The sequence below is a fragment of the Mycolicibacter sinensis genome (assembly GCF_001673565.1).
In the GTDB taxonomy this organism is placed as follows: Bacteria; Actinomycetota; Actinomycetes; order Mycobacteriales; family Mycobacteriaceae; genus Mycobacterium; species Mycobacterium sinense_C.
In genome coordinates, this window is the sequence record NZ_LZMF01000020.1 from 18,454 (window position 1) to 35,568 (window position 17,115).

The following is a 17,115-nucleotide window of genomic DNA, read 5'->3' on the forward strand; positions in this document are numbered from 1 at the left end:
CACGGCCGCACTACGACCATAGGAGGTGATGAGGTTCCCATGCGTCCATACGAAATCATGGTCATCCTTGACCCCACTCTCGACGAGCGCACCGTTGCCCCGTCTCTGGAGACGTTCTTGAACGTCATCCGCAAAGACGGCGGAACGGTGGAGAAGGTCGACATCTGGGGCAAGCGGCGCCTGGCCTACGAGATCGCCAAGCATGCCGAGGGCATCTACGCGGTGATCGACGTCAAGGCCGCCCCCGCGACGGTGTCGGAGCTCGACCGTCAGCTCGGGCTGAACGAGGCGGTGCTGCGCACCAAGGTGATGCGGACCGACAAGTCGTAGCAGGCTGTCGTCGCCGTTGCGTAGGCTCAGCTGACAATGCAGCGTCGATACCGACCTTAGGAGGGCCCCGTGGCAATTGGTGACACCACGATCACCGTCGTCGGAAACCTGACCGCGGACCCCGATCTGCGGTTCACCCCGTCGGGGGCGGCGGTCGCCAACTTCACGGTGGCGTCCACCCCGCGGGTTTACGACCGGCAGAGCGGTGAGTGGAAGGACGGCGACGCGCTGTTCCTGCGGTGCAACATCTGGCGCGAGGCCGCAGAGAACGTCGCCGAGAGCCTCACCCGCGGATCGCGCGTGATCGTCACCGGTCGGCTGCGGCAGCGGTCCTTCGAAACCCGTGAGGGCGAGAAGCGCACCGTCTACGAGGTGGAGGTCGACGAGATCGGCCCCTCGTTGCGGTACGCCACCGCCAAGATCAACAAGGTCAGCCGCGGCGGCGGCGGAGGCGGCTTCGGCGGCGGGGGCGGCGGCATGCAGTCCCCGGCGGCGGCCTCCTCCGGCGGTGCGCCCGCAGAAGACCCGTGGGGCAGTGCTCCGGCGTCCGGCTCGTTCGGCGGCGCCGACGACGAACCGCCCTTTTAGACCAACGAACCACAGCACGAAAGAGATAGATAGATGGCGAAATCCAACAAGCGGCGTCCGGCTCCCGAGAAGCCGATCAAGACTCGCAAGTGCGCGTTCTGCTCCAACAAGAAGCAGGTGATCGACTACAAGGACACCTCGCTGCTGCGCACCTACATCAGTGAGCGGGGCAAGATCCGTGCCCGCCGTGTGACCGGCAACTGCGTTCAGCACCAGCGCGACATCGCGCTCGCGGTGAAGAACGCCCGCGAGGTCGCGTTGCTGCCCTTCACCTCGTCGGCGCGCTAGCCGGCCACTGAAATCCGAGAAAGTACGAAACGATGAAGCTGATTTTGACCGCTGAGGTGGACCACCTCGGGGCGGCCGGAGACACCGTCGAGGTCAAGGACGGATACGGCCGCAACTACCTGCTCCCGCGGGGGCTGGCGATCGTCGCCTCACGCGGCGCGCAGAAGCAGGCCGACGACATCCGCCGGGCCCGCGAGACCAAGCAGGTGCGCGACCTCGACCACGCCAAGGAGATCAAGGAAGCTTTGCAGGCGCTGGGCACCATCACTTTGCCGGTGAAGACCTCCAGCGACTCGGGCAAGCTGTTCGGCTCGGTGACGGCCGCTGACGTGGTTGCTGCGATCAAGAAGGCCGGCGGGCCCAACCTCGACCGGCGGATCGTCCGGCTGCCCAAGGCCCACATCAAGGCCGTCGGCAGCCACCCGGTGTCGGTGCACCTGCACCCCGAGGTCAACGTCGACGTCACGCTCGACGTCGCCGCGGCGAACTAAGCGCCTACCCGCACAGCCCCGGCGGTGCCCTGATCGGCTCCGCCGGGGCTTTGCTGTGCCCAAATCCGGTTAACTTCGGTTAACTCTGGCTAACTTTTGGGGCGGTGCGTACTCCTGGTGCTATTTACCCGGTCGTGGAGCCCCGTCCACCTACTCGCAAGGCAACACGCCCAACATGGCAACCTGCGCCGACACGCCGAAGAGATTGTCCTCCACAGTGCAGAGGCCACGGTGTGGTGCGCTTACCTGCGGAGATAGCCAAACCAGAGCGGACCATCCACAGGTCTTCCCCACCGTCCCAAACAAGTGAAGGACCGGTGTCCACACTTCATCCACACCTTTGTGAACAAGCGCGTTTGGTGCCGTCGTCAGCAACGCCTAGCGTCAACCCGGCACGACGCGATGGGGGTGTCGGTGTCCACGATTATGGTCGGGACATAAACGTCGAATAGATGTTCGAGCGTGCTGCGGAGGAGGTGGGGCGTATGGCAGTGGTCGACGACCGCGGGCACTCGGAGCTCGAGGAGCCGCCCCGCGAGGATGTCGGCCGCCAGCCGCCCCAGGATGTCGCCGCAGAGCAGTCGGCGCTCGGGGGCATGCTGCTGAGCAAGGACGCCATCGCCGACGTGCTGGAGCGGCTGCGACCCGGTGACTTCTACCGTCCGGTGCACCAGAACATCTACGACGCGATCCTGGATCTCTACGGTCGAGGCGAGCCGGCCGACCCGGTGACGGTGGCCGCCGAGCTCGACCGCCGCGGGCTGCTGCGCCGGGTCGGTGGTGCGCCGTATCTGCACACGCTGATCTCGACGGTGCCGACGGCGGCCAACGCCGGCTACTACGCCGGGATCGTCGCCGAGAAGGCGATCCTGCGCCGGCTGGTGGAGGCCGGCACTCGAGTGGTGCAGTACGGCTACGCCGGTGCGGAGGGCGCCGATGTGGCCGAGATCGTCGACCGGGCCCAAGCCGAGATCTACGACGTCGCCGAGCGGCGTACCTCCGAGGACTTCGTCCCGCTCGAGGACCTGCTGCAGCCCACCATGGACGAGATCGACGCGATCGCCTCGCACGGCGGGATTGCGCGCGGCGTGCCGACGGGCTTCACCGACCTCGACGAGGTGACCAACGGGCTGCACCCGGGGCAGATGGTGATCATCGCGGCGAGGCCGGGTATGGGTAAGGCGCTGGCGCTGAACACCCCGCTGCCGACACCGAACGGCTGGACCACGATGGGCGACGTCGCCGTCGGGGATGAGTTGCTGGACGCCGACGGACGGCCCACCCGGGTGGTTGCGGCCACCGACATCCTGTTGGGTCGGCCGTGCTTCGAGGTCGCGTTCTCCGATGGCACGGTGATCGTCGCCGACGCCGAGCACCTGTGGCCGACGCACACTGGCGTCCGCACCACCGCGCAGTTGCGCTGCGGGCTGGACCAGATAGCCCCGGCGGGTGTGGAGGCTGGCCGCGCCGGCGGCACCGCGTTGCTCGCGCCCGCGCTGAGCCTGGTGTCGGTGCGCCGCGTGCCCAGTGTCGCGGTGCGCTGCGTGCAGGTCGATAACCGGGCGCGGCTCTACCTGGCCGGCCGCGGCATGGTGCCCACCCACAACTCCACGCTGGCGTTGGACTTCATGCGGTCCTGCTCGATCAAGAACCGACTGCCCAGCGTGATCTTCTCCCTGGAAATGGGCAAGTCCGAGATCGTCATGCGACTGCTCTCGGCCGAGGCGAAGATCAAGCTGGGCGACATGCGCTCGGGCCGGATGACCGACGATGACTGGACCCGGCTGGCCCGGCGGATGAGCGAGATCAGCGAGGCGCCACTGTATATCGATGACTCGCCGAACTTGACCATGATGGAGATCCGCGCCAAGGCCCGCCGACTCAAGCAGAAGGCAGACCTGCGCCTGGTGGTGGTCGACTACCTGCAGCTGATGACCTCGGGCAAGCGGGTCGAGTCGCGCCAGATCGAGGTCTCCGAGTTCTCAAGGCACCTCAAGCTTTTGGCTAAGGAGCTGGAGCTGCCGGTGATTGCGCTCAGCCAGCTTAACCGTGGGCCTGAGCAGCGCACCGACAAGAAGCCGATGTTGGCTGACCTGCGTGAGTCCGGCTGCCTGACCGCGTCGACGCGAATCCTGCGGGCCGACAATGGCTCCGAGGTCACTCTGGGTGAGTTGATGCGCACCGGGGAGCGCCCGCTGGTGTGGTCACTGGACGACAAGCTGCGGATGGTGGCTCGGCCGATGACGAACGTGTTCCCCAGCGGGCACCGCGAGGTGTTCAAGCTGCGGATGGCTTCTGGGCGTGAGGTCGAGGCGACCGCCAACCACCCGTTCCTCACCCTGGACGGCTGGGTCGCGTTGGCCGACTTGAACGTCGGGGACCGGCTGGCGGTGCCGCGTCGCGTGCCCGAGCCGGTGGACACCACGCGGATGGAAGACTGCGAAGTGATTCTGCTGGCGCACATGATCGGCGATGGGTCGTGCGTCAAGAACCAACCGATCCGCTATGCGTCCATCGATGAGGCGAATCTGACTGCGGTGACGGCGGCAGCCATGCACTTCGGGGTGATGGCGGTGCGCGATGAGTACCCGGCCGCGCGGGTGACCACGCTGCGGTTGCCGGCGCCGTACCGGCTGACGCACGGCAAGCGGAATCCGATCGCGGCGTGGCTCGACGGGTTGGGGCTGTTCGGGAAGCGCAGCTACGAGAAGTTCGTGCCACAAGAGGTTTTCGCGCTGCCGAACGATCAGGTCGCACTGTTCCTGCGGCATCTGTGGGCGACTGACGGGTCGGTGTCCTGGGACGCCAAGTATAGGGTCGGTCACATCTATTACGCGTCGACGAGTCGGCGGCTGATCGACGACGTGGCGGCACTGCTGTCGCGGATGGGTGTGTTCGGTCGCATCAAGCGGGTGCCCAAGGCCGGTTATCGCGACTGCTGGCACCTGTGCCTCTTCGGTGCGGAGAACCAAGTCAGGTTCCTGCACATCGTCGGGGCGCAGGGCGCTAAAGCGGTGGGAGCCAAGGCGATTCTGGCCAATCTTCAAGGTGTGACACGTAATCCTAACCTGGACACCGTTCCGAGAGAGGTCTGGGTGCAGGTTCGTCGTGCGCTGGCGGATCAGCAGATGACCCAGCGCGAGTTCGCCGCTGCCATGGACACCAAGTACTGCGGATCGACGATGTGGAAGCACGCCCCGAGCCGGGCCCGGCTGCACCGCGCCGCTGCGGTCCTCGAGGATCTGGACATCCACGCCCTGGCGACCAGTGACGTCTTCTGGGACACCATCGTGGAGATCAGCAGCATCGGCGAGCACGATGTGTTCGATGGGACCGTAAGTGGTACACACAATTTCGTGGCGCAGGGGATCTCAGTTCACAACTCGCTAGAACAAGATGCGGATATGGTTATCCTCTTGCACCGGCCGGACGCTTTCGAGCGCGACGACCCGCGGGGCGGCGAGGCGGACCTGATCCTGGCCAAGCACCGTAATGGACCGACGAAGACGGTGACCGTGGCGCACCAGCTGCACTTGTCGCGGTTTACCAACATGGCGCACTGAGGCAGCTTTAGGCTTGTAGGGTCTCACGCTGCGTGTCATATTCTCAGCGTCGGTGTCATGTCCTTGATTGTCTCAAGAACGTGTCATGCAGGGTGACGGATACGCCAGGGCGTCGGTGGCTGCGCAGTGTTTCTTCCGGCTCGATCCGATAACCAGACGCGTGTGATCCTCTGTCGGTCAGGCTTCGGTAGCGTAGGGTCGATGAAACGGCTTCTGATCGTCCTGACTGTGGCCGCGTTGTCCGCGCTCACGCTCGCAGTACCCGCACAGGCCGACGGCAACGCCGATGGCTTTTATGCCTAGCTGGATTCACACGGCTACAACTACGCAAACCCCTTTGGAAACCGCGACCAAGTACTGATGAACGGACGTATGGCCTGCCAATACCCCGATCTCGCGCGAAACGCCCGCAATTACAACCCGCAATATGGACTGATCCTGGAGGCCGCGGCGCACGAGCTGTGTCCGGACAAGTTGGGTTAGGACGGTTCGGCTCCGCCGAAGGCGCGTTCCGGACCGTTCCAAGCGGTGGCGATGGCGCGAATGGAGTCGACCTAGCGGTAATCCCTCTGGCCCTATTCCAGCCGCCAGCACTTGGTGCCCTATTCGGTACGTTTCAGTAGGCTCGGGTGCCATGAAACGGTTCCTGGTCGCCACGGTTGCGGCCGCGTTATCCGCACTGACAATTGCCGCTCCGGTGCACGCGGACGACGAGAGCTACTTGGACTACCTGAAAAGCCATGGATACGCCCCATAGCGTGGTACGAGTACAGGCCCGACCTCCAGCTGACGGACGGTCACCGCTTATGCGGTCAGCTGCGCGCAGGAGTTCCGGTAGATGATCTCCGGGCGTCGATGGACCCGCCATACTGGATAGTGATCGAAGCCGCGCAACAAGAGATGTGCCCCGACACCCTGCCGTAGCTCAGAACAGTTGCGGCGCCGCCCAACTGCCGCGCCATAGCCCGCGGCGGCAATCCTTCTCTGCGGGGAAGATGCCAGATCAAGGCCCAGCCTTCCAAGGAGATCACCCATCCAATCTGATTGGGTGGCCTACTTTTCAACCGTCGCGACTGGCCGGATCCTCAACCGTCGTCAACACTGGGCGCCTGTTCGAAGAAGCGACACGGACTTGAGACAAACTCAGATGGCATCACGTGAGATACGGTGCAGCAGTGCAGGTCAGCGCTCGCCCGTGGTTATCAGCGGTGCATGAGTCTTCACCAAACCCGCACTACCGCACCACAGGGGGATCGGATGACCAAGAGGGTGGATTGCCGACAGGTGGCGCGGGCGACGATACCAGTGTCCGCTCAGCGCGGGATGCGCGGCGCGGGCTACACCAGCTTGGACACGGAGGGCTGATCAAAGGGTGAGAGTGTTACTTCTGGATGTCGACATGGCAATCGATGCGGCGCAGGCCAGCTTTGGTTCGATGGATTCGCTGTACGACTACGATTTGGTCTTGTGGGATCCGCACCGTTCTCTGCAGCCCTATCTTGAGCGCGGCTGGGGCGCAGGGGCCTACAACGGGCTGCCGCTTCTGTCGGAAAGGCAGTCCCCTCGGCTGCGACGCGATCTGGCCCGCCGGACGAATGACTTTGACGAGTTCCTGAAGCTTGGACGTACGCTCGTGGTGTTCCTGCCGGGCGATCTGCGTGTGTACATCGATTCTGGCGAGCGCACGCACTCAGGGACAGGCCGGAACCGCCAGACCACCAACATAGTCAAGCCACTCAACATCATGGAGGCGTTGCCTACGAGGCCCGCCCGGGCGGCGGCGCTTGGCGACGCAATGGAGCCGGCGCACAGTTCAATCGGTCCTCTTTACCGGCAGACCTCGGACTACTGGTGCTATGCCTCCGTGTTCGACGAAGCGGAGGAGCTCCGGCCGTTGCTGCGGGTCACCGGAACCGCCAAACTTGCTGCTGCACAAACAGAGCACCAGGACGGAACGATCATCCTGCTACCCATTCTGCTGACGGGAACACCCGACGAGGACGACCAGGAGGAAGACGACTACGAGTACGGGGAGGAGGGGCAGAGCGAGGACGTGGAGGCCGGTGGCGCCACCGCAGCACCGGCGGAGACGGTGGCGGACGCGCCGTCAAATGATCAGCTCGATTCTGAAACCGTCGACAAGATGGTATTTGATTGGTTGACCGCGTTCACAAGCTCCGAAGAGGTCGTGTGGCCAGACTGGGCAGACGAATACCGCTTTAAGAGCGAGGCGGACCGGGCTCAAGAGATTGCGCAGCGCCAAGCGGACATCGCAAAGCTTCAGGCGGAAGTCGACATGCTCAACTCAGAGCAGGAGACCGATCAGCGATGGAAGTTACTCGTTGTCGGCACCGGGACGCCATTCGAAGAAGCTGTGGCCACTGCACTGACCCAGCTAGGCTTCGATCTGCGGCCAACGGTCCCGGGCAGAACCGACATACGCGGCTCCCGCGGTAACACTAGCGTTGTGGTTGAAACGAAGGGTGTCAGGAAGAGTGCGGCCGAATCACACTGCGCCCAATTAGAAAAGTGGGTCGCCGAGGACCTGGAGGTCGGACGCAAGTCCAAGGGGATTCTCATCATCAACGCCTACCTCGGCGACCCGCCGCTCGAGCGGACGCAGCTGGCATTCCCCGATCAGATGCGTCGCTATGCCGAGATGCGAAACCACTGTCTTGCGAGCGGGCTGCAATTGCTGAATCTGGCAAGGACGGCGCTCGCTGAGCCGGAGCGGACAGGAGAGCTGGCCGACCTGCTGGTCAACACAACTGGCGTCATCGAGGGTTGGGATGACCCCGCCGCGGTATTCAGCGAGACGCCGGCACCACCGCGGCGGCGAGCGCGGAAGCGCACTAGTACAGGCGCGGAGCCATCGGGCGACCAGAAGGATGGCTGACAGCTTGTTGCCGGGGAGGACACGACGAGTCGGGATGGGGCGGCATCACAACAGGGAGCGTCAGCGACCATGGACGGCTAAGAGCCGGTATCGGAACGTCGGGCGTCGGACTTTATGCGAGTCAGTTCAAGCGGCGCGAAAGTTCGACGATCTGCCCGCTGATCGACCAGCCTGTGCCCGTCGAATCCGGTGCTGCAGTTAGGAGCTCGCCAGCGGTACACGAGTCGTCGGCGGGATTCCACTGCACGGCGGCTCCCCGTAGAAAGACCAGTTGAGGCACAGCACCGAGCACGGACCATCGGCGGTCGAGCAGCAGGGTCTCGATCTCTTCGGGATCGGCGGGGATGACTTTTGCGAGGCGTGCCGCGACCTCGCCTGAGCTCGAAGGGTCGGTGTGGGCTTGGAAAGCGCTGACGACGCCGTCGATGATTCCTTTCACCAGTTCGGTATTCGGGCCGGGGGAGTGGACATGAGGTGGCCGGATTTCCGTTTTGACGGCGAAGGGGGTTCCCGCCGCGAGAGTTGGTTCTGGCTGTCCGCTGCGACGGCGGGCGAGCGCTAGCCAGACCTGAGCCGGGACCTTGTCGCGACGGAACTCGCCGAGGTCAGTCCAATCGAACGACGCCACCGTTCGGCCCTGCTCCCAGTCGGCGAAGCCGCCGTCGCGGGGTGCGAGTGCGTAGCGGTAACCGACTCGATACGCCTCCCCGTTAGGGGCCGCAGGGGTGTCAAGTCCGTATTCGAAGCGAATCCCGTTGCAGCCAGGCTGCATGAATGAGTAGTGGAGGTTGTAGAGCGCGAGGTTCTCGATATCCGTGCGCATTGGTTTGTCACCGTAGAACGTGGCGTGTAGGACTTCGTCGGGAGACGGGTCGAGCTGTGCGCATCGAGTCGTAATGGTTTTACGCAACAGCTTTTGCCACTCTGGCTCGTTCTCGAAGTGGATGTAATCATCGGCCCAAGCCGTGACGACGGAGCTGCCCGGCTCCGGCGGAGGTGCAAGGTAGCGGCCTCCGGTATTCCTTCTGGTGCCTTCCGATGCTGTTCCTGACACCAGCGTGAGTCTACGGAGCGGATGGGCCCTACAACCCCGGCATGGCTCGATTACCAGGGGTCGGCGCCCTTTGAGGTCGGCCCAGCCGGGAGGAAATGCGAGGGTTTAGACCAAACCCAGGTGCAGTTGTCGTTGGACAAGCTGAAAGGGACCAAGTCATTGAGAGGTGCGGACAGACTGCATCGGACAGAACATGCAAGACGGCGCGCGCTCGTCGCGAGCTGCGCGTGCCGAGGGGCTCGCCCCCGGTAAGCCGGTCTGCCATACAGCGGGTTTGGCCGACATATTTGGTCGGTATCGGTGCGCCGTTGGGACGCCGAATCGGTAGACTGCGCGGCCAGGGCCTGCTGCCGCAACTGCGCATCGGCCGGACCCCAGATAGTCGGTTCGCGTGGACCAGTTCACGGGATCCGGTCAGCATCGTCGCCGACCATTCACTTGGTGGCGTGTGGAACCCTCATGACCGCTGACCCACGCGGTGTGAGGTGATTGCTGACCGGTTGCCGCTGATAGCGTGCACATCGGTCGCGGTATGCATGTTTTGGATGGTGGAGCGTTGTAATGAGTAAGCGAAATATCTTACCGGCGCTCACGCCGGGCCAGGTCGTCCAACTGAACGACGAGCTGCTGGCTAACGCTGATCGGCTCCTTACTGCAGCGTCGGAACTGCTTGACAGCGGCAATGCGGGCCTAGCGCGGTCACTCGCAATTCTGGGCCTGGAAGAATCTGGCAAGGCGATCGCTATTCATGAGCGGCGTCGTGAGATTGCCTATGCGGAAGAGGGATCCGAGTTCGTGGATGCGCGTTTGGTGCAGCTCTGGGCGAATCATCAAAACAAACTAACGCTGGCCTACGATTTCCTAGTTAGGGACGAATACTGGTTTGGCACAGGCCCATCCGACCCCGAGGCCAACCGCGCCTGGCTAGGTGAAGTCGAGGCATGGACACGCGAACACAACATGCTCAAGCAGCGCGGGTTCTACGTAGACGTCGATGCGCAGATCGGCATCCTCATTCCCGGGTCAGCCGCTGACGAACAATCGCTGCGAGAGGTGCTCGCTCATGTACATCAGATCGGCTGGCAGCTGCGGCTCGGCGAGCACATTGTCGCGAGGCAGCAGGAAGAGTCTGTTCGCGCGATCCCCCCTGCGTCGGAGGAGGACATCGCCCGGTTTCGCGACGCGGTGTCTGGGGTCGACGGGATTGCCGCTGCGGAGGTCGATCGTATGTGTGAAGAGATGCGCGCAGGCAAGCCAGCTGGCGTGTTAAACAATGACGCGTATCGCCTGCGGTTACCCGAACCCGGCGCGAATCCGTTCGCCAACCTAGGCAGGCGTGGTTACGAAGCCGAAACGCGTGAGCTAATTCAGCTCGCCGAGCAGTTAGGTCTGGACCATCGCGACGAGGCGGGCGGATAATCCCGCGGCACCGCCACTATCGATGTTTGGGAGCTAGGTGCTAAATCACGATGTGTGAAACATCCCAATTGAACCGACTTTATGGCGCCTATTCCGTTGGTGCCAAAAAGGGCATTGTGAGACTGCTGCGGGCGATCCTGCTGGCGGAGCCGTTTCACCACAATCGGTGTAACTGCTGGTCGGTGCCAGGCGGAGTCGGAAGGGGAAACGCCAACTCCACGACCGAAGCTGCCTCGGCGATGGCATCACCGCACTCAGAGTCCGTAATAGACGCGCCCTCATGTACCGCTACGTTTCGCTTGTCCACCAGCTTGTCCTGGAACGACTGCGGGAGCGAAGTCCCGACTTTCGAAAGTTGATGAAGTTTTGAACCAAGCATTCGACTTTCCTTCAAGATCTTCGGGCGGTCCTGCGGATTATGAATGCTTAGCTGGTCATCGAGTAGTTGGGTCACAGCGACATCTGCAGCTGTTGCAGAGTCGATTACTGCGCGGCGGTACTGGCGGACGTTTTTCAACGAGCGCGCATCGCGCAGGAGAGTCCAGGCAAGAGGAGGCCCGGGGTCGGCGAGTAGCGCGGCGCTTCGCAACATCGCACTATCAACAAGGTTGAGCGGACTGAGCTGCATCCGGTAGACCGTCGGGATGGTCACCGGCGCTGATTGGAAGCCGTCTTCAGCGACAAGCCATATCGAAGTCGGGTTGCCTACGACATCCGGTTTGTGGTGGCCCACGTGAGTAAGGTGCTGCCCTGTGATTATTTCGACCCAGGCGCTGATTGCTGACCACCAAGTGTCTGTAGCTGCGACGACGTGCTCGGCGATCTGCTGAACGTCTTCGACATCGGGATCGACCGGCGAAGTTAGGACAAGCCGCTTGATGGCTACGATTTCTTCGTTTTTAGCCGTGAACGAATCCAGCCATCCCCACTGCGCATCGGGGGGGCTTTGGGCGGTGTAACCGAATTGCGGAGGGCCGAGAACGCTTCCAGCCCAGGCCATAGCACCCTTGGGAACCCCTGGCGGGTGGACAACAGCGTCTCGCCCCGCGACGCGGGTGGGGAACGAATTTTGTAGAACGTCGGTGTGGGCAAGAAAGCCAGGCTCGAGGTCGTACCACCACTCAAGGGTCTTCATTTAGATCTCTTCTGGTGACGTAGCGTGCAGAACTTCCGGCCTCCACAATCTCACATATGGTTCGAGCCGCGATCAGGAGGCTCACGCCTTTATCGATGACCCACATGTTCGCCGACTTCGCAAAATAGCCGGGGTAACTGAGCAACTCCGTTGCTTGGTGTCGCGTCGGCTTTGAACGCGTTGAGGATGTAGACGATGTTGGCATCGAGGAATATGGTGTCCGGTCCGGTAGAAGCGTGGTCGACGTATGGCGGCTTCAAACCGGGGTACTAAGGAAAATGTTCAAACTCAGGTCAGATGGCGGTGTGAGTCTGGCTGGGGAAATGACACGACCTGGAGACAAACCCAGATGACATAGCGTGAGACAACCTGCATCACCGCAGTTCAGAGCTTCCGCATGTGACACGCAGCGTGAGGCCCTACATTAGGCTCGTAGGCCTCACCGCTGATGGCACTTTCTCAGCGGTGGTCTCATCTCCTTGCCATATGTCTCAACTCGTGTCACGCGGCCGAAGGTATTACGGAGTCTTCATTCAGCGGCTCACCCGAGTTCGACGAACCACGCGGGTGGAATGCCTTGGCTGAGGACCGTGTGCAGTTCGTCGTAGCTGTACCCGAAGGCGGGTGCGAATCGGATGGCATCCCACTCGTCCATCCACGCCAAGTACTCGCTCTTGGACACCGCAGTCCCTACGAACACCGCACCTGCGCGCGAGTCCTGCTGATAGCGAACGAATTCGATTCCGCAAGCTGGTTTGTCGCGGTACCAGCTGGTGCCGATGTTCGGTAGACCGCGCAAGGCCCTGGCTTCCTCTGCGATCAGGAACAACAGGAATTTCTGGGCATCGTCGAGTAGGAGGAACCCCCAGTTCTGGTGCCAGGTATTGCGATCACGTTGCTGTACGACCCATTTGTCGTCGGTGTTGAGAAAAAACCCGAACTCGATACCGCCCAGACTGAAGGTGAGCATGCCATCGGTAATCAACGGCTGCTCCTCACCCCACAGTCTCTCGCTGGCTGTCAACAAAGGCCCAAGGTCCGCAGGCAGCCAAGGAAATCGTTTGGCGTCGAAAAACGGCTGTCTATCCTCGGTCGCGATAATCCGCCATTGAAACCAGGCCCGGGCGACAGGGCGGTACGGCTCAGGGTAGGCACGAAGATCGACCGGGGGAACTGCGATGGGGTCCGGCGGTACGGGCAGCGACGCGATCTCGGCACGGGTCGATCTCGCGAGCCCGGCGTCGATGAGCCGTAACAAGGGGCCCGTGTGGTTGTTCTGATCGAGCAGCCGATAGGCGGTACCACCGCCAGGCTGGCCGAACCATGGAGCCACAACGTACGACTCGATCTGCCATCCGAGGGGAAGGTCGCTGCCAGTGGCGAGCTCGAACCGAGAAAATTCTCTGATCACTAGATTGGGAGGAAGCGATCGCTGCGCATAGGGTGTGCCGTCGGCATAGAGCCACCCTCCCCGTTGGCTCCCGTTGAGCTCCACGATCACCGACTCAGGCTAATCAACTTCCCTGCGACGCGTCGCACCGAACGCCGCCGGCACGCGGAGCTCAATCATCGGGCGCCGGAAATTACCTTCGTTCGCCAAGACCTGGCAGTCGGGAAGGTCGTGAAGCAAGCGCTGGCGGACGTCGCGTGGGCCGAGAACTCATCGCCCCGTCTCCGAGCATCTCGGCTACGGAGCTGCCGGCCACTCACTAGTCACGCCCGAAAGAAATTGACCGTCTCGGGAAGACCCAGCATGCGCGGGTCGCGGCGCCCGGTAGCAGCGAGAAGGAACTCGTGGCCATCGATTCCGCCGTCCGACGCGAAAGCCGCGGCCGGTATCGCAAGCAGGCGGACCAAGCACGAGTCGGCTGCAGTGATCGGGTCGTGACTCAAAACGTCGAGGACGAAATCCAGGCTGTCAGAAAGACCTTCGCCGAAGTCCGATGGCACCTTGATGGCGTCGCGGATGTCGTCGGCGTGCACGTACGCGTCCATCAGCAACGCATGTATCGCCCGGCCCACAGTCAAACCCGGCAACGGGCTGGGCCTGGCCCAGATGTCGTCGTCGAAGGCGGCCACCAGCCTTGCCGCCGACTGAATGATCTCCCGCATCTGGGCGGCGAGGCTCAAGGGCGACTCGGCGCGCAGCGACGCCGCCTGCTCCTCGGCGCTTCGGGTACCGCTTGCGCCCGTGACGGTGTCGATCGCCTGCCCCACAACATGGGCGGCGACGTCGCGCACCTGCCAACCGGCGCAGCGGGTGGCTCGGGCCCACATCGACATATCAAGCGTGGCCAGCAGATCCGCGAAGCTCCGGTACTCGCGGAGCAAGCCGGTCGTCGTGCGCTCACGGGTAAGCATGGGACGACTCCTCCAAGCGTTCCTTGACATCTCGCAGTCGCCTCAGCTGCACCTGGAATGCGTCCTGCGTGAGCACCCCGATACGGCAGACCAAGTGGCGCACCCCGGCCTCGACGTAGCTCGCCAGCTTGGCCGCAACCACCTCAGCGGACCCGGCGGCGAAGGCCTGCAGACTCTCGACGGCCGCAAGTGGAAATCCATACGTTGCGGTGGTGAATCGATCCAGTTCGGCTCGACCGCCATCGGGCGAGTCCGTGACCAGAACCGTCACAAAAAGCGCCGGGGTGACGGCGCCAGCCGGCCGCCCGGCCAGCTCGGCCGCGGCGCGAACGTCACCGAGACCCGCCGCGAAACCCGACGGCGTCGGCGGGTAGGGCAGCCAACCGTCATAGGCCGACCCGGCGCGGGCGCGGGCACGCGGCGTATCGCCGGCAAGCCAGACCGGCGGCCCGCCAGGATTGAACGGCGTTATGCCAGCGGGAATGTCAGTCAGGATGATCGTGTCGCCGTGAAACGAGCGCGGACCTGCCCCGGCCCAGAGCTGCCGCCAGAGCGCAACAGTCTCGTCGAGCCGCCTGGAGCGCCGCCGCCACGATACTTCCGACACCGCGTATTCGGCCTCCGATACCCCCGGAAAGCCGGCACCGACGGCGACGACGAGTCGACCCTGCGCCAATCGATCGAGGGAGGCCAGCGCTTGCGCGGCTTGCACCGGTCGGCGCAACGCAGGAAGAAGCGCAGCGGTGCCAAGGGTGACCCGCTCAGCGACCGCAGCAGCGGCCGCAAGAAATGTCAGTGCTTCGATGCGTGGGCCGATCAATGAGTCGTTGGCCCAGAGCGAGTCGAAGCCGAGATCTTCGACGGTCCGCACCATACGGACGAGTTGGCCAGGTTCGGTACCCGGCCATTGGTCGGCGGCAAGCAACGCCACGACCCCGACCCGCAATTCACGAGCAGTCATGTTCGTTCACACCACGGTGAGAATGATCTTGCCGCTGGTGCGGCCCTGGCTGCTGAGGGTCAGTGCACGCGCCGCGTCCGATAGCGGGAGCCGCTCGGCGATGTGCACCCGCAACGCTCCGCTTTCCACGAGCTGCGCGAGGCCCTGGAGGCCGGCCGCGTCGGGCTCGACCAGGTAGCCGTAGGCGTGCACCCCGAGCTCTTCCGCACGCTCGTAAAGCCCTGGTGTCCAGGCGGCTTGAGCGCTGACCAGGATCCCACCGGGACGAAGACATTCCAATGCCTCGATACCGGCAGCACCACCGAACATCTGGATCACCACGTCTACATCACGGACTGCCTCGTGGACCGGCGTGACCGTGTAATCCACCGCCTGGTCAACACGCAGCTCGGCAAGGAAGCGGTGCTTGGCGGCGCGCGCGGTGCCGATGACGTACGCGCCGCGCGCTTTGGCGATCTGGACCGCCAGATGCCCAACACCCCCAGCGGCACCGGATATCAGTACGCGCTGACCGGGCCCAACGTGGGCGACGTCGACAAGCATCTGCCATGCGGTGAGCCCCGCGAGCGGCAGGGCGGCCGCTTCGGTGAAGTCCAACCCGGCGGGCATAGCCGCGAAGTGCCGTGACGGCCCGGTCACGAACTCGGCGTAACCGCCGGCTTGCCGCGGGAACCACGGCATTCCGAAAACCCGATCGCCGACCTGGAACCGGTTGACGCCGTAGCCGATCTCCTCGATGACCCCTGACACGTCCCAACCATGAATGAACGGCAGATCGAGCACCCGGTTATATGCCCGACCGTGACTGGTGTAGGAGTCCACCGGGTTAACACCAGCGGCGTGAACCCGGACTTTCACCTCGGTCGGAGCCGGCTGCGGTTCAGGGGCCTCCGCTAACCGTACGGAGGTGGGGCCGCCCCACTCATGTTGGATGATTGCGCGCACGAAAGCTGCCTCCTCAGTTATGGTTTGGCCGCCCGGGAAAGGCCAACTTGGCGATGAAGGATCCTGGTGTCGAAGTAGCCACAGTCGCTGGCGAGCTGCCCGTCGCGGAAGGTGCACACGAACGCGACGGGCACATCGATGCGGCTGCCGGGACGAGTAGCCAGGCCAAGGAGGTTGGCCCCCACCGTCCCGGTCATGCGCCCCCACACCACGGCCGTCTCGTCGCCGAATGCCGTCCCCTCGAAGTGGCCCTGGTAATCGGGCACCGACTCGAAGAAGGCCGCATAGAACTTACGCAACTGCGCGCGGCCGGTGACCGGCTGACGAACACCGGAGTCTTGGTAGCTGCCGTCGGGTGCGTAGGCGGCCACGATCGCGTCGACGTCGTGTCGGTTCTTCGCCTCGGCGTAGTTGCGCAGTGCGTCGCGCAGCACAGTCTCAGCGGTCATCGGACGGCGCCGATCGCCGGTGCGGGGGTTGCCGTGATCTGCACCGGGATGCCGTTGAGCACCGCGGTGCCGGACAGCGGATCGAGTTCTATGCCATCCGCCAAAACGTTGCTGTTGACTCCCGGCCGTTGTGCCGCGACAGCGGCAGCGGTTCCGGGTTCGTCATGTCCCCACCCATGCGGCAGTGAGACCACGCCGGGGCCCACCGCGTCGGTCGCCTCCACCGGAACGTCGACGACGCCGGCGCGCGACCTCACCCGGGCGAACTTGCCGAGCTGCAGACGTGCGACGTCGGCGGGGTGAATCTGCAACGTGCACCGGTCTGGTCCTTTGGCCAGCGTGGGCAGGTTGTGCATCCAGGAGTTGTTCGACCGCAGGTGACGCCGCCCGACCAGCACCATGCTGTGTTTGCGGGGCGGCCGCAAGCTGGTGCGCAGCTGGGCAACATCGTCCACCAGCGGGGTCGGGGCGAGCTCGATCTGCCCCGACGGTGTGGTGAGTATCCCGGGGAGTTGCGGGCTCAGTGGCCCGAAATCCATCCCGTCGGGATACTCGCGCACCCGGGCGAGGGTCAGCGGGTGGCCGCCGTCGCGGTAGGGCCCGGCGCGCAACAGCAAGTCGAGCAGACGTTCGGG

16 protein-coding genes are annotated in these 17,115 nt (G+C 63.8%); 8 read left to right on the plus strand and 8 right to left on the minus strand.

Annotated features, from left to right (window positions below; translation table 11 throughout):
• Positions 1-39 precede the first annotated feature (39 nt).
• The 7 genes from rpsF (at position 40) to A5648_RS03570 (ending at position 8,156) form a co-directional block, all read left to right on the plus strand.
• Entirely contained in the window at positions 40-330 is a 291-nt protein-coding gene (rpsF, locus tag A5648_RS03545) for a 30S ribosomal protein S6 (RefSeq protein ID WP_064854044.1), read from the plus strand.
• A 69-nt stretch (positions 331-399) separates the two neighbouring features.
• A complete protein-coding gene (locus A5648_RS03550) occupies positions 400-918 on the plus strand; it encodes a single-stranded DNA-binding protein (RefSeq protein WP_207511590.1) in 519 nt (172 codons plus the stop codon).
• 33 nt (positions 919-951) lie between these two features.
• Positions 952-1,206: a 30S ribosomal protein S18 gene (rpsR, locus tag A5648_RS03555; protein WP_019736050.1), complete on the plus strand. Its 255-nt coding sequence runs from the start codon at positions 952-954 to the stop codon at positions 1,204-1,206.
• Positions 1,207-1,238: 32 nt separating this feature from the next.
• The gene (rplI, locus tag A5648_RS03560; RefSeq protein ID WP_065023224.1) at positions 1,239-1,697 is read left to right on the plus strand and encodes a 50S ribosomal protein L9; all 459 of its coding nucleotides are present in this window, start codon (positions 1,239-1,241) and stop codon (positions 1,695-1,697) included.
• Between the two features lie 485 nt (positions 1,698-2,182).
• A complete protein-coding gene (locus A5648_RS03565; protein WP_065023235.1) occupies positions 2,183-5,260 on the plus strand; it encodes a replicative DNA helicase in 3,078 nt (1,025 codons plus the stop codon).
• A 360-nt stretch (positions 5,261-5,620) separates the two neighbouring features.
• Positions 5,621-5,743 carry a hypothetical protein gene (locus A5648_RS24790; RefSeq protein ID WP_267887780.1) on the plus strand — a complete coding sequence of 41 codons (123 nt, stop codon included), beginning with the start codon at positions 5,621-5,623 and terminating at the stop codon, positions 5,741-5,743.
• A gap of 916 nt (positions 5,744-6,659) precedes the next feature.
• Positions 6,660-8,156 carry a hypothetical protein gene (locus A5648_RS03570; RefSeq protein ID WP_065023225.1) on the plus strand — a complete coding sequence of 499 codons (1,497 nt, stop codon included), beginning with the start codon at positions 6,660-6,662 and terminating at the stop codon, positions 8,154-8,156.
• Positions 8,157-8,277: 121 nt separating this feature from the next.
• Here A5648_RS03570 and A5648_RS03575 read toward each other — a convergent pair whose 3' ends face one another.
• Positions 8,278-9,210 carry a hypothetical protein gene (locus A5648_RS03575; protein ID WP_131810514.1) on the minus strand — a complete coding sequence of 311 codons (933 nt, stop codon included), beginning with the start codon at positions 9,208-9,210 and terminating at the stop codon, positions 8,278-8,280.
• 561 nt (positions 9,211-9,771) lie between these two features.
• Between A5648_RS03575 and A5648_RS03580 the strand changes: the two genes are divergently transcribed.
• Entirely contained in the window at positions 9,772-10,629 is an 858-nt protein-coding gene (locus A5648_RS03580) for an AbiV family abortive infection protein (protein WP_065023227.1), read from the plus strand.
• A 154-nt stretch (positions 10,630-10,783) separates the two neighbouring features.
• Here the strand turns inward: A5648_RS03580 and A5648_RS03585 are convergent, their stop codons facing one another.
• From A5648_RS03585 to A5648_RS03615, 7 genes are all read right to left on the minus strand, one after another.
• A complete protein-coding gene (locus tag A5648_RS03585; protein WP_065023228.1) occupies positions 10,784-11,764 on the minus strand; it encodes a hypothetical protein in 981 nt (326 codons plus the stop codon).
• Positions 11,765-12,305: 541 nt separating this feature from the next.
• A complete protein-coding gene (locus A5648_RS03590; RefSeq protein WP_082966309.1) occupies positions 12,306-13,265 on the minus strand; it encodes a TNT domain-containing protein in 960 nt (319 codons plus the stop codon).
• 212 nt (positions 13,266-13,477) lie between these two features.
• A complete protein-coding gene (locus tag A5648_RS03595) occupies positions 13,478-14,125 on the minus strand; it encodes a maleylpyruvate isomerase family mycothiol-dependent enzyme (protein WP_065023230.1) in 648 nt (215 codons plus the stop codon).
• Positions 14,112-15,086 carry an LLM class flavin-dependent oxidoreductase gene (locus tag A5648_RS03600; RefSeq protein ID WP_065023231.1) on the minus strand — a complete coding sequence of 325 codons (975 nt, stop codon included), beginning with the start codon at positions 15,084-15,086 and terminating at the stop codon, positions 14,112-14,114. The genes A5648_RS03595 and A5648_RS03600 overlap by 14 nt, the downstream gene beginning before the upstream one ends.
• Positions 15,087-15,092: 6 nt before the next feature.
• Positions 15,093-16,031 (minus strand): NADP-dependent oxidoreductase, encoded by a 939-nt coding sequence (locus A5648_RS03605; RefSeq protein ID WP_065023232.1) that lies wholly within the window; start codon positions 16,029-16,031, stop codon positions 15,093-15,095.
• Between the two features lie 17 nt (positions 16,032-16,048).
• Positions 16,049-16,480 carry a nuclear transport factor 2 family protein gene (locus A5648_RS03610; RefSeq protein WP_234787277.1) on the minus strand — a complete coding sequence of 144 codons (432 nt, stop codon included), beginning with the start codon at positions 16,478-16,480 and terminating at the stop codon, positions 16,049-16,051.
• Positions 16,477-17,115 (minus strand): molybdopterin dinucleotide binding domain-containing protein (locus tag A5648_RS03615; RefSeq protein ID WP_275080636.1); only part of this gene is annotated, 639 nt, incomplete at its 5' end. The genes A5648_RS03615 and A5648_RS03610, both read right to left, overlap by 4 nt.